This window comes from Streptomyces sp. NPDC052701, from assembly GCF_040678355.1.
Lineage (GTDB): Bacteria > Actinomycetota > Actinomycetes > Streptomycetales > Streptomycetaceae > Streptomyces.
Window position 1 is genome coordinate 261844 of the sequence record NZ_JBFATO010000004.1, and the last position, 12673, is coordinate 274516.

The 12673-nt window shown below is 73.8% G+C and carries 8 protein-coding genes; 4 read left to right on the forward strand and 4 right to left on the reverse strand.

Annotated elements, in window-relative coordinates; all coding sequences use genetic code 11:
- Nucleotides 1–22 precede the first annotated feature (22 nt).
- Both AB0L29_RS07955 and AB0L29_RS07960 read left to right on the forward strand, forming a co-directional pair.
- Nucleotides 23–565 carry a CGNR zinc finger domain-containing protein gene (locus AB0L29_RS07955; RefSeq protein WP_365824504.1) on the forward strand — a complete coding sequence of 181 codons (543 nt, stop codon included), beginning with the start codon at nucleotides 23–25 and terminating at the stop codon, nucleotides 563–565.
- Nucleotides 566–901: 336 nt separating this feature from the next.
- Entirely contained in the window at nucleotides 902–4195 is a 3294-nt protein-coding gene (locus AB0L29_RS07960) for a S8 family serine peptidase (protein WP_365824506.1), read from the forward strand.
- Between the two features lie 49 nt (nucleotides 4196–4244).
- On the opposite strand, the gene AB0L29_RS07965 is transcribed toward AB0L29_RS07960, so the two are convergent.
- Together AB0L29_RS07965 and AB0L29_RS07970 are read right to left on the reverse strand one after the other, a co-directional pair.
- Nucleotides 4245–5225, reverse strand: a complete 981-nt coding sequence (locus AB0L29_RS07965) for a hypothetical protein (protein ID WP_365824508.1) — start codon at nucleotides 5223–5225, stop codon at nucleotides 4245–4247.
- A 1-nt stretch (nucleotide 5226) separates the two neighbouring features.
- Nucleotides 5227–5760, reverse strand: a complete 534-nt coding sequence (locus AB0L29_RS07970; RefSeq protein WP_365824510.1) for a sigma-70 family RNA polymerase sigma factor — start codon at nucleotides 5758–5760, stop codon at nucleotides 5227–5229.
- Between the two features lie 325 nt (nucleotides 5761–6085).
- Here AB0L29_RS07970 and AB0L29_RS07975 point away from each other — a divergent pair, with 325 nt between their 5' ends.
- The gene (locus AB0L29_RS07975; protein WP_365824512.1) at nucleotides 6086–7105 is read left to right on the forward strand and encodes an aspartate-semialdehyde dehydrogenase; all 1020 of its coding nucleotides are present in this window, start codon (nucleotides 6086–6088) and stop codon (nucleotides 7103–7105) included.
- A 139-nt stretch (nucleotides 7106–7244) separates the two neighbouring features.
- On the opposite strand, the gene AB0L29_RS07980 is transcribed toward AB0L29_RS07975, so the two are convergent.
- Nucleotides 7245–7721, reverse strand: a complete 477-nt coding sequence (locus AB0L29_RS07980) for a DUF1203 domain-containing protein (RefSeq protein WP_365824514.1) — start codon at nucleotides 7719–7721, stop codon at nucleotides 7245–7247.
- 202 nt (nucleotides 7722–7923) lie between these two features.
- Between AB0L29_RS07980 and pepN the strand changes: the two genes are divergently transcribed.
- On the forward strand, nucleotides 7924–10503 hold the full coding sequence (pepN, locus tag AB0L29_RS07985; protein ID WP_365824516.1) for an aminopeptidase N: 2580 nt from the start codon (nucleotides 7924–7926) through the stop codon (nucleotides 10501–10503).
- Nucleotides 10504–10935: 432 nt separating this feature from the next.
- Here pepN and AB0L29_RS07990 read toward each other — a convergent pair whose 3' ends face one another.
- A complete protein-coding gene (locus AB0L29_RS07990) occupies nucleotides 10936–12402 on the reverse strand; it encodes an FAD-dependent monooxygenase (RefSeq protein WP_365824678.1) in 1467 nt (488 codons plus the stop codon).
- Nucleotides 12403–12673 lie beyond the last annotated feature (271 nt).

Below are 12673 nucleotides of genomic sequence, written 5' to 3' on the forward strand. Positions count from 1 at the left end.
GTTAGACCTGAAGGGAGCTCCCATGCCCGCCGCACCCGACCCGCGCCCGCTCACCGGCGAACCGCTCGCCCTGGACCTGCTCAACACGCGGTGGATGCGGGAGGGCGCCCTCCAGGACCTGCTCGCCGGCACCGACGGACTGGCGGTGTGGCTCGCCGCCAACGGGCTCGACGGCCGGTTCGCCGCCGACGCGGCGACCCTGCGGCACGTCCTCCAGGCGCGGGACGCCCTGAAGAAGGCCGTGGACGGTTCGCTGGAGGAGGGCGCCGGGCCCGTCGACGCCGTGCTCGGGCACGGACGGATCCGGGCCACCCTCACCACGCGGGGTCCGGGCGAGGAGGCCGAGTTCGACGACGCGTCCTGGGGACCGGCCTGGCTCGCCGCCCGCAACTACCTGGAACTGCTGGCCACCGCGCCCGACCGGATCCGCGGCTGCGCCCACGAGGCGTGCATCCTGCACTTCTTCGACACCTCCCGCAACGGCACCCGCCGCTGGTGCTCCATGGCGGCCTGCGGCAACCGCGCGAAGGCGTCCCGCCACTACGCCCGCGCGAAGGACGCCTGAGGGGCGCCCGGGGGACGGCCGAGAGACGGCCGGAGGACAACCGAGAGACGGCCGGGGGAAGGCCGAGGGGTGCGCGACGCACGCCCGGCCGGTACCCGTCGAGGGTTTTGCCCGGGCACGGCGGTCGTGGGCGACTTGTCACCTTCGGGGGTCATCTCCCCAAAAGGGATAGGGGGTTTTCCCCACACATCCATTTCGATTCGGCCAACCCTCGCCAAACAATCGCCCCTTGCACAAGGCTGAGCGGTCGTCCGGGATCGCACTCCGGACCGCCGCGGCCGGAACCGATCGGGCCCGGTCGCCCACCGCTCGTTCCTTCACCACCAAGGGATGCCGATGACCCTCACCCCCCAGCGCGACCCGATACCGGGCGCGAGACGCGTGGCGCGCATCGCCGTGGCCGCGGGTGTCGTCGCCGCGCTCTGCGCGGCCGGGCCGATCCCCCTGGCGCTCGCCGCCGACGGCCCCGTCGCCGCGCCCGTCGGCGGGGACGTCAAGTCCGCGCACGACAAGCTCGGTCCGGACGACGCGAACCGGCTCGCCGAGGCCAAGGCCGAGGGCGAGAAGAACGTCACGATGATGGTCGCGACCGCGCCCGGCCAGACCGAGCGGGTCGCCGAGCAGCTGGACGCGGTCAAGGGCGGCTCGGTGGGCCGGGCCGACGACAAGCTCGGCTACGTCCGCGCCACCCTGCCGACCTCCAGGGCGGACTCGGCCATCGCCGCCGCCGTCGAGCTCTCCTCCGTGCACGGCATCGACCTGCGCGAGGAGATACCGCTGGACGACCCGACGCCGGGCGCGGACACCGCCAGGGACGCCGGCGCCGCGGGCACGGCCTCCTACCCGGCGCCCGGCAGGAGGACCCCGGCCGAGAACCCGTACAACCCGTCCTTCGAGACGGGCGCCGTCGACTTCGTCGAGGACCACCCGAAGGCGGACGGCCGCGGCGTCACCATCGGCATCCTGGACTCCGGCGTCGACCTCGGCCACCCGGCGCTGCAGAAGACCACCACCGGCGAGCGGAAGATCGTCGACTGGGTGACGGCGACCGACCCGCTGGTCGACGGCGACAGGACCTGGCGCCCGATGACCCAAGCGGTCTCCGGGCCCGCCTTCACCTACGAGGGCAGGAGCTGGACGGCGCCCGCGGGCTCCTACCGGATCAGCACCTTCAAGGAGTCGTACACCGTCGGCGGCGACGCCGCCGGCGACGCCAACCGCGACGGCGACACCACCGACGCCTGGGGCGTGCTGTACGACGCGGCGGCCGGCACGGTCCGCGTCGACCTGAACAACAACTTCGACTTCGCCGACGACACCGCGATGAAGCCGTACAAGGACGGCTTCCAGGTCGGGTACTTCGGCACCGACGACCCGGCCACCGAGGTCGCCGAGCGCCAGCCGTTCGTGGTCGAGATCCGCAAGGACGTCGTCCACAACGCGGCCGGCGCCAAGGCCGACTTCGTCAACATCGGCGTCATCGAGTCCGAGCACGGCACGCACGTCGCCGGCATCACCGCCGCCAACGGCCTGTTCGGCGGGAAGATGAACGGCGCCGCCCCGGGCGCGAAGATCGTCTCCTCCCGGGCCTGCACCTGGAGCGGCGGCTGCACCAACGTCGCGCTCACCGAGGGCATGATCGACCTCGTCACCAAGCGCGGCGTCGACATCGTCAACATGTCCATCGGCGGCCTGCCGGCGCTGAACGACGGCAACAACGCGCGCGCCGAGCTGTACACGCGCCTGATCGACACCTACGGCGTGCAGCTGGTGATCTCCGCGGGCAACTCCGGCCCCGGCGCCAACACCATCGGCGACCCGGCCCTCGCCGACAAGGTGATCTCGGTCGGCGCGTCCATCTCCAAGGAGACCTGGGCCGCCAACTACGGCTCGGCCGTGGAGAAGAAGTACGCGATGATGCCGTTCTCCTCGCGCGGCCCGCGCGAGGACGGCGGCTTCACCCCGACGCTGGTCGCGCCGGGCGCCGCGATCAACACCATCCAGACCTGGCTGCCGGGCGCCCCGGTCGCCGAGGCGGGCTACTCCCTGCCGGCCGGCTACGGCATGCTCCAGGGCACCTCGATGGCCTCCCCGCAGGCCGCGGGCGCCTCGGCGCTGCTGCTGTCCGCCGCCAAGCGCAAGGGCATCGACCTCACCCCGGCCACCCTGCGCACGGCGCTCACCTCGACCGCCGACCACATCAAGGGCGTGCAGGCGTACGAGGAGGGGGCCGGCCTCATCGACATCGAGGACGCCTGGGAGGCGATCGAGGACGGCGCCACGGCCCACGCCTACACCGTCAAGGCCCCGGTCGACACCGCGATGGACCAGCGGCTGAAGACCCCGGGCCACGGCACCGGCCTCTACGACCGCGAGGGCGGCCTGAAGGCCGGGCAGAAGAAGACGTACGAGATCACGGTCACCCGTACCTCCGGCGCGGACCGGGCGGTCCGCCACGAGCTGCGGCTGGAGAACAACGCGGGCGGCACCTTCCGCGTCGTCGGCCCCGACGAGGTGCGGCTGCCGCTGAACCAGCCGGTCACCGTCAGGGTGCAGGCCGCGCCGAGGTCCGCGGGCATCAAGAGCGCGGTCCTGGAGGTCGACGACCCGCGCACCGAGGGCGTCGACAAGCAGGTCCTCACCACCGTCGTCGTCTCCGCGCCGCTGAAGTACACCTTCTCGGCCTCCGGTACGCAGCAGCGCAACAGCCACACCTCGTACTTCGTCACCGTGCCCGAGGGCGCCAGGACGCTGGAGGTCGCGCTCGGCGGGCTGAAGGACAAGAGCCAGACCCGGTTCATCGCCATCCACCCGTACGGCGTCCCGGCCGACCCGACCTCGACGGTCAACTGCTACCCGAACTACACCAACCCGGCCAACACCTGCCGCCCCGACCTGCGCTCGTACGCGGACCCGCAGCCGGGCGTGTGGGAGATCGAGGTCGAGTCGCGCCGCACCTCGCCGCTGCTCGACAACCCCTACAAGCTGGACGTCGCCGTCCTCGGCGTGGACTTCGAGCCGGAGACCGTCACCGTGCCCGAGGTGAAGGTCGGCACCCCGGCCACCGCCTCCTGGAAGGTGACCAACGGCTTCGCCGCCCTCGACGGCAAGCTGGCCGGCGGCCCGCTCGGCTCGGCCAGGACGACCCGTCCGTCCATCGCGCAGGGCGAGACGCAGACCACCACGGTCGAGGTGCCCGCGGGCGCCAAGTCGCTGGACGTCGTCATCGGCGGTGTCTCCGACGCGGCGGCCGACCTCGACCTGGCCGTGTTCGACGCCTCCGGCGAGGAGGTCGGCAGCTCCGCCGACGGCGACTCCGAGGAGTCGGTCTCCCTCCCGTCGCCGGCCGCCGGCACGTACACCATCAAGGTCATCGGCTACTCGGTGCCGGCCGGCACCACCGAGTACGACTACCAGGACGTGTTCTACGCCGCCTCCCTCGGCACCGTCACGGTGGACGGCGCGCCGGTGAAGCTCGCCACCGGCGCGTCGGCGACCGTCTCCGGCAGCGTCACCGCGCTGGCCGCCGCGCCGGAGGGCCGCAGGTTCTTCGGCCAGGTCCAGCTGGTCAACGCGCGCGGCACGGTCGCGGGCAAGGCCGACCTCGTCATCGGGAAGGTCACGCCGTAACGTCCGGTACGGCGGTGGGGCGGGCGTCCGTGCGGGCGCCCGCCCTTTCTCATGCGCAGGGCAGGTCGCGCGCCTCGGGCAGCGCGGCGGTGATCCGGGCCCGTTCGGGGGCGATGTCCTCCTCGCCGACGAACACGGCGTCCGGGACGAGCCCGTCGCGGGGCAGCCCGACGAGGACCTCGTCGCCCTCCCGGAGCCGGGGGCGGACACCCTCCTCCCGCACGAAGGCGACCTTCTCCCCTCCCCCGTCTTCCGGCCCTCCGCCCTCCGGCAGGTAGGAGCGGGTCACGGCCAGGGTGATCCGGTCCTGGCCGGTGCCGGGCGGCCGTTCCACCGCGACGACCGTGCCCTCGGCGACGAACCGGGCGCAGGCCAGGTACGGAGGGCTGCCGAAGTACGCCTGGGACCCCGCCTTGGCGCCGGCGTCGGCGCTGCCGGCGGCGTCGCTCGTCGCGTCGGCGCCGCCGCCGGGCCGGGCCAGGAGCCAGCCCATGCCGACGACCACGGTGGCCGCCACGGCCGCCGCGAGGGCACCGAGGGCGAGGTTCAGGGGGCGGCGGGAACGGCGGCGGGGCAGGGGGCGCGCGGACGCCGGGGCGGCTTCCGCCGCGGGCCCGGCGTCCCGCGCGGGCGGGTTCCCCTCCCGGGCCCCCGCCGCCGTTCCCGCCCGTGCCCCGGTCTCCCCGGCGCGGGCCAGCGCCTCCCCGATCAGCCCCAGCTGCTCCCTCAGCACGGCCACGTCGGCGGCGGCCGCCCGGCGGGCGGACAGGAAGTCCGCGTCCCGCTCGGCCCGCGCCGGCAGCGGCTCCTGCGTGAGCGCGGCCATCAGCGCGTCCATGCCGCCGTACACGGCGCCGTCGTACGTCACATCCCGGCGGGCGCCCCCGTGCGCGGTGTCCTCGTCCGGGCCGTGCTTGCCCGGGCCGTGCTCGACCGGGGTGCCCTCGTTCGCGGCACCGCCGCCCGGGGCGCCCTCGTCCGGGGCACCGCCGTGTCCGGCGTCGTGCCGGTCGTCGTCGCGGACGGCCACGTCACACCACCTCGTCCTCGTGCAGGCGGGCGCGCAGGGCCCGTACCGCCGTGTGCAGCCGGCTCTTGACCGTGCCCTCGGGGATGCCGAGCTGTTCGGCGATGGAGCGCACCGGCAGATCGGCGTAGAAACGCAGGACCAGGACCTGGCGCTGGGCGTCGGGCAGCTCGTCCAGGCCCTGGGCGACGGCGACGGAGAGCACGCTGGTGTCCTCGCCCGAGGGGTGTTCGAGCTGCCGCAGGGCGGCCAGCCGCTCCCCGAGCCGCTCCTGGCGGCGCTTGGCCCGGTGCCAGTCCACGGCCAGGTTGGAGGCGACCACCGCCGCCCACGCCGAGACGTCCCGCGGCGCCTCCTGCCCGTTCGCGGCGCGCTCCAGCAGCCGCAGGCGGACCTGCTGTACCCCGTCCGGCAGGTCCGCCTGCGGCACTCCGCCCAGGGCGAGCACCGCCCGCACCCGGCGTTCCTGGGCCGCGTCCAGCGGATCGGCCGCCCGGCGGGCCGCCCCCTGGCCGCGGCGGGCCGTTCTGCGCAGCACCAGCCACCCCCTCACCCTGTTTCCCCTACGACGCCGGGGCGCGCCGGAACGTTCGCGGGGGTGCGCGGCCGGACCGAGGCGTACGTCACACCTTCGTGTGCCGGGTGGCCCGCCGGGCAGGCGAGCTTGCGGCGCACGGCGCCCGGCGGATGAATTTCTCCAGCTCAGGCGGGGTGGACACCGGACGTCCGCAACCGTCGGCCGAGCCGTGCCGTCCCATTTCCCGGGCACCCGGCCGAGAAAATTGGACACGTTGCCCGTGGTCGGCCGCATGATGGGAAAGCCCCGGTCGGGCACCACGCACGTACAGAGACAGGGAGTCGCCGTGAGGGTCGGAATCGTCGGAGCCACCGGTCAGGTCGGCACGGTCATGCGCAGGATCCTCACGGAGCGGAACTTCCCGGTCGACGAGCTGCGCCTGTTCGCCTCGGCCCGCTCCGCCGGAACGGTCCTGGACGGCGTGACGGTGGAGGACGCGTCGGCCGCCGACTACACCGGCCTGGACATCGTGCTGTTCTCCGCGGGCGGCGCCACCTCCAGGGCGCTGGCCGAGAAGGTCGCCTCACAGGGCGCCGTCGTGATCGACAACTCCTCGGCCTGGCGCAAGGACCCGGACGTGCCCCTGGTCGTCTCCGAGGTCAACCCGCACGCGATCGCGCACCGCCCCAAGGGCATCATCGCCAACCCGAACTGCACCACGATGGCCGCGATGCCGGTCCTCAAGCCGCTGCACGAGGAGGCGGGCCTGGAGGCCCTGGTCGTCGCCACCTACCAGGCGGTGTCCGGCTCCGGTCTCGCGGGCGTCGCCGAGCTGCACGGCCAGGTGCAGAAGGTGGTCGACGACGCCGACAGGCTCACCCACGACGGCGGGGCCGTCGACTTCCCCGAGCCCGGCGTCTACAAGCGCCCCATCGCCTTCAACGTGCTCCCCTTCGCGGGCAACCTCGTCGACGACGGCCTGAACGAGACCGACGAGGAGCAGAAGCTGCGCAACGAGTCCCGCAAGATCCTGGAGATCCCCGGGCTGAAGGTCTCCGGCACCTGCGTGCGCGTCCCGGTCTTCTCCGGCCACTCCCTCCAGGTCAACGCCCGCTTCGCCCGCCCGATCAGCCCCGAGCGCGCGACCGAGCTGCTCGGCGGCGCCCCGGGTGTCGTCCTCACCGACATCCCCACCCCGCTCCAGGCGGCCGGCAAGGACCCCTCCTACGTGGGCCGCATCCGCCGCGACGAGACGGTGGACAACGGCCTGGCGCTGTTCGTCTCCAACGACAACCTCCGCAAGGGCGCCGCGCTGAACGCGGTGCAGATCGCGGAGCTGGTGGCGGCGGAGCTCACCGCCGGATAGGCGGGACGCCCGCCGCCGAGGGGGCGGGGCGGTCCGGTGCACCGCCCGTGCCGTCCGGTACACCGTCCGTGCGGTCCGGTGCACCGCCCGTGCGGTGCGCGCGACGGCCCGTGGCGCGCCGGGGCGGGCGGGCGGTCCCTCAGCCCCGGCGGACCTCGTACAGGAAGCAGCCGTACTCCACCGCGCGGACGTGCACGAGGGCCACCGCGGGGTCGGCGAAGGCCTCCGCGAAGGCCGGTCCGAACCCGGCGGGGTCCTGGACCAGCCGGCCGCCCAGGATGCGCCCGTCGGCGGAGTAGCGGCGGACCGTGCGGTGGCTGCCGGTGAACGGCAGGGCGTCGCCGTCCGGTCCCGCGCACCGCTCGGCGTGGACGAAGACGGGGCCCTGCTCGTCGTACGCGCCCGGGTCGGCGCCCGTCTCGGCGGCCCAGCGCCGCAGGGGCGCGTAGGAGACCAGGGCGATCTGTTCCCCGGGCGCGCCGCGCCGCAGGCAGCAGCGCAGCGGGGCGCCGCCCTCGGGGTCGGTGACGGGCACCATCGGGCGGCCCGCGTCGTCGGCGGTACGCAGTTCGTCCAGGACCGGCGGCGGGATCGGGCGTGCGATGTAGGAGGTCATGCCCCCAGACTCGCGTCCGCCGGCCCGGACCACCGGCGGGATACGGACGTCGCGTTCCCCCCTCGTGCCGCCCGGGCACCGGGAAGCCCCCGTCCCCGCCGGGCCGACACAGGGGTATCCCCATGGAAAGCCCTCGTCGTCGCCCGATCCCGATGTCGCGTGGAAGGATGGCGCAACCCACACATAACGAGGAGATGACCGCGTGCCTGGCACAAACCTGACTCGCGAAGAGGCGCAGCAGCGGGCGAAGCTGCTCACCGTTGACTCGTACGAGATCGACCTCGATCTCTCCGGCGCGCAGGAGGGCGGCACCTTCCGGTCCGTGACCACGGTGCGCTTCGACGTCGCCGCGGACAACGGCGCGGAGTCCTTCATCGACCTGGTGGCGCCGGCCGTCCACGAGGTCACCCTCAACGGTGACCGGCTCGACGTGGCCGAGGTCTTCCAGGACTCCCGGATCGCGCTGCCCGGCCTGCTGAAGGGGCGCAACATCCTCCGGGTGGTCGCCGACTGCGCGTACACCAACACCGGCGAGGGCCTGCACCGCTTCGTCGACCCGGTCGACGACCAGGCCTACCTCTACACCCAGTTCGAGGTGCCGGACGCCCGGCGCGTGTTCGCGAACTTCGAGCAGCCCGACCTGAAGGCGACCTTCCGGTTCACCGTGAAGGCGCCGGAGGGCTGGACCGTCATCTCCAACTCGCCCACCCCGCAGCCCGAGGACAACGTCTGGTCCTTCGCGCCGACCCCGCGCATCTCGACGTACGTCACGGCCCTGATCGCCGGCCCGTACCACTCGGTGCACAGCGTGTACGAGCAGGACGGCCAGCCGGTGCCGCTCGGCATCTACTGCCGTCCGTCCCTCGCCGAGCACCTCGACTCGGACGCGATCTTCGAGGTGACCCGGCAGGGCTTCGCCTGGTTCCAGGAGAAGTTCGACTACGCGTACCCGTTCGAGAAGTACGACCAGCTGTTCGTGCCGGAGTTCAACGCGGGCGCGATGGAGAACGCGGGCGCGGTGACCATCCGCGACCAGTACGTCTTCCGCTCGAAGGTGACGGACGCGGCGTACGAGGTGCGGGCTGAGACCATCCTGCACGAGCTGGCCCACATGTGGTTCGGCGACCTGGTCACCATGGAGTGGTGGAACGACCTGTGGCTGAACGAGTCGTTCGCCACCTACACCTCCATCGCCTGCCAGGCCGCCGCGCCCGGCTCGCGCTGGCCGCACGCGTGGACCACCTTCGCCAACTCCATGAAGACGTGGGCGTACCGCCAGGACCAGCTGCCGTCCACGCACCCGATCATGGCGGACATCCGCGACCTGGACGACGTGCTGGTCAACTTCGACGGCATCACGTACGCCAAGGGCGCCTCCGTGCTCAAGCAGCTCGTCGCCTACGTCGGCGAGGACGAGTTCTTCCGGGGCGTGCAGGCGTACTTCAAGCGCCACGCGTACGGCAACACGCGCCTGGGCGACCTGCTGGGCGCGCTGGAGGAGACCTCCGGCCGCGACCTGAAGACCTGGTCGAAGAAGTGGCTGGAGACGGCGGGCATCAACGTGCTGCGCCCGGAGATCGAGACGGACGCCGACGGCGTCATCACCTCCTTCGCGATCCGCCAGGAGGCCCCGGCCCTGCCCGCCGGCGCGAAGGGCGAGCCGATCCTGCGCCCGCACCGCATCGCGGTCGGCCTGTACGAGCTCGACGACGCCACCGGCAAGCTGGTCCGCGACGAACGGATCGAGCTGGACGTCGACGGCGAGCTGACGGCCGTACCGCAGCTGGCCGGCAGGCGCCGCCCGGCCGTCGTCCTGCTCAACGACGACGACCTGTCGTACGCGAAGGTCCGCCTGGACGAGCGGTCGCTGGCCTTCGTCACCGAGCACCTGGGCGACTTCGAGTCCTCCCTGCCCCGCGCCCTGTGCTGGGCGTCCGCCTGGGACATGACCCGCGACGCGCAGCTGGCGACCCGCGACTACCTCTCCCTGGTGCTCTCCGGCATCGGCAAGGAGTCCGACATCGGTGTCGTGCAGTCGCTGCACCGCCAGGTGAAGCTGGCCATCGACCTGTACGCCGACCCGGCCGCCCGCGAGACCCTGCTCGCCCGCTGGACCGAGGCCGCGCTGACCCACCTGCGGGCCGCCGAGCCGGGCGGGGACCACCAGCTGGCGTGGGCGCGCGCGTTCGCGGCGACGGCCCGCACGCCGGAGCAGCTGGACCTGCTGGAGGGCCTGCTGGACGGTTCGCAGAGCATCGAGGGCCTGGCCGTGGACACCGAGCTGCGCTGGGCGTTCGTGCAGCGGCTCGCGGCGACGGGCCGCTACGACGAGGCGGAGATCGCGGCCGAGTACGAGCGCGACCGGACGGCGGCGGGCGAACGCCACGCGGCCACCGCCCGCGCCGCCCGCCCGACCCCGCAGGCCAAGGCCGAGGCCTGGGCGTCGGTCATCGAGTCCGACAAGCTCCCGAACGCCGTCCAGGAAGCGGTCATCGGCGGCTTCGTCCAGACCGACCAGCGCGAGCTGCTCGCCCCGTACACGGACCGGTTCTTCGAGGTCGTCAAGGACATCTGGGAGTCCCGTTCGCACGAGATGGCCCAGCAGATCGCGGTCGGCCTGTACCCGTCGGTCCAGGTCTCCCGGGAGACCCTGGACAGGACGGACGCGTGGCTGGCCTCCGCCGAGCCCAACGCGGCGCTGCGCCGCCTGGTCTCCGAGTCCCGCGCGGGCGTGGAGCGCGCCCTGCGGGCCCAGCAGGCGGACGCGGCGGCCGCGCGGTAGCCGCCGGTACCTCCTGTCCGGCCGGTGCTCCTGTCCGGCCGGTGCGCCTGTCCGGCCGGTGCGCCTGTCCGGCCGGTGCGCCTGTCCGGGCCGGTGCGCCTGTCCGGGCCGGTGCGCCTGTCCGGGCCGGTGCGTCCGTACGTCGCGCCGGGGGCGCCCGGAGTGTGTCGGGCGCGCTCGGCCGTACGCTGGGGCCGGGGCCGGGGATCGCGGTGGGTTCAGCGCCTCAGCGCCGCAACGCCGCAGCGCGGGAGCCGGGGGCCGTCACGTCCGTCGCCTCCCTTCGGCCGTTGCCCTCGGCGGCAGGCGGCCGGCGGCAGGCGACCGCCGCCGGACAGCCGGTGCGCGGGGAGGAACGGCAGCGCGAAGAGGGCGCCGGGACGAGCGCGCCGGGCACGGCCGGCCGGGCGGGCCCCGTCGCGGCCCGGGAGCTCACCCGACGTGGGCGTCGAGCGCCGCCGCCACGTCCGCCGGGGTGGCCGAGTCCGCGGCCCACGCCACGTACCCGTCCGGCCGCACCAGCACCGCCGTGCGGCGGCCGCTCGCCCAGCGCTCCACCGCCAGCCGGTCCTTGCGGTCGTCGCCCACCGCGCACGGCCGCGGGGTGATCAGCACGAAACGGCCGCCGCGCAGCGCCTCGTGGAGCCGGCCGCCGCCGGCCAGGGCGAGGTCGGGGGCGCGCAGGCCGACGAAGCGGTGCGCGCCGCGGGGCGCGGCGTAGCGGTAGCCGATGCCGGTGACCTGGCCGAGCGCCCTGCGCCGCGCCGGGCCGACGGTGTCGAGGAAGGCGGCGAAGGCGGTGCGCAGCGCGATCGTCCAGGGCCGCTTGGCCATGGCGGCGCGCACGATGCCGCCACTGCTCAGCAGCACCGTCCTGCCCACCGGGTGGCGTTCGGCGTGATAGGTGTCGAGGAGGGCGTCGTCCGCGTGCCCCTGGACGACGGCGGCCAGTTTCCAGCTCAGGTTCGCCGCGTCCTGGAGGCCGGTGTTCATACCCTGGGCACCGGCCGGGGTGTGGACGTGCGCGGCGTCTCCGGCGAGCAGGACGCGGCCGGCCCGGTAGGCGGGCGCCTGCCGCTCGTCGCTGTGGAAGCGGGACGTCCACCGCGGGTCGTGCATGCCGAAGTCGCGGCCGAGGGCGCGCCGGGTGGTCTCCTTGATTTCGTCGAGCGAGACGGGCGCGTCGTCGGGGAGGTCACGGCGGCGGTCCCAGCAGATGACGCGGTGGTAGCCGTCGCCGAACGGCACGAGGAAGGCGAAGGCGTCGCCGACGGCGTCGAAGGTGAGCAGTTCCCCGGGCTCCTCGGTCACCCGCACGTCCGCGAGCATGACGGACCGGATCACCGAACGGCCCGGGAACGGCAGCCCGACCGCCTCGCGCACGGTGCTGCGCATCCCGTCGGTACCGACGGCGTACGCCGCGCGCAGCTCCTGCGTCCCCCCGCCGGGCCCGCGGACCGCGACGGTCACGCCCCGCGCGTCCTGGGTCAGCCCGGTCACCTCGGTCTCGTACCGGAACACCACCCCGGCCTCGGACGCCCGCCGCTCCAGGACCCGCTCCACCTCGTACTGCGGGAGGACGAGGAGGTGGTTGAAGCGGGAGGGGAGCCCGGAGAGGTCGAGGGTGAGGCGGCCGTAGAGGCGGAAGCGGCTGAGCCGCCGTCCCACCTCCTCCAGTTCGTCGGCCACGCCCCGGGCGTCGAACTGCTCGAGCGTGCGGGCGTGCAGCACGAAGGCGCGGGAGAGGTTGCCGATCTCCTTCGGGCGCTTCTCGACGAGGGTGACGGGGACGCCGGCGGTGGCGAGGTCGCCGGCCAGGAGGAGACCGGTGGGACCGGCGCCGACGACGATCACGGTCCGGAGGGCGTCGGTGCCGGTGGGCCCGGTGGTGCCGGTCATGTCGTTCGTTCCGGCCACGCCGTTCGCGCGCTCCGTGCCGTGCGTGTCGCGTGTGCCGCGTTTGTCGTGTGTGCCGTGCGTGTCGTTCATCAGGTCCTCCCTGAGTGCCGACGGGCGGAGGCCGACGTACGGAGGTCGACGTGCGTGGGCCTTCAATTGTTGGCCAACACGCGTTGGCCTGCTGGCGTTGACTGCGAGCGTTGCCAACACGTGTTGGCCAACACTCGTTGACTACAGTAGGTCGGCCCCTCGCTCCAGTCAACGCTTGTTG

Bases quoted from the DNA above. Each gene is read 5' to 3' on its own strand.
- AB0L29_RS07955 (WP_365824504.1), top strand. From the start codon at position 23: ATGCCCGCCGCACCCGACCCGCGCCCGCTCACCGGCGAACCGCTCGCC.
- AB0L29_RS07960 (WP_365824506.1), top strand. From the start codon at position 902: ATGACCCTCACCCCCCAGCGCGACCCGATACCGGGCGCGAGACGCGTG.
- AB0L29_RS07980 (WP_365824514.1), bottom strand. From the start codon at position 7,721: ATGACCTCCTACATCGCACGCCCGATCCCGCCGCCGGTCCTGGACGAA.
- AB0L29_RS07990 (WP_365824678.1), bottom strand. From the start codon at position 12,402: ATGACCGGCACCACCGGGCCCACCGGCACCGACGCCCTCCGGACCGTG.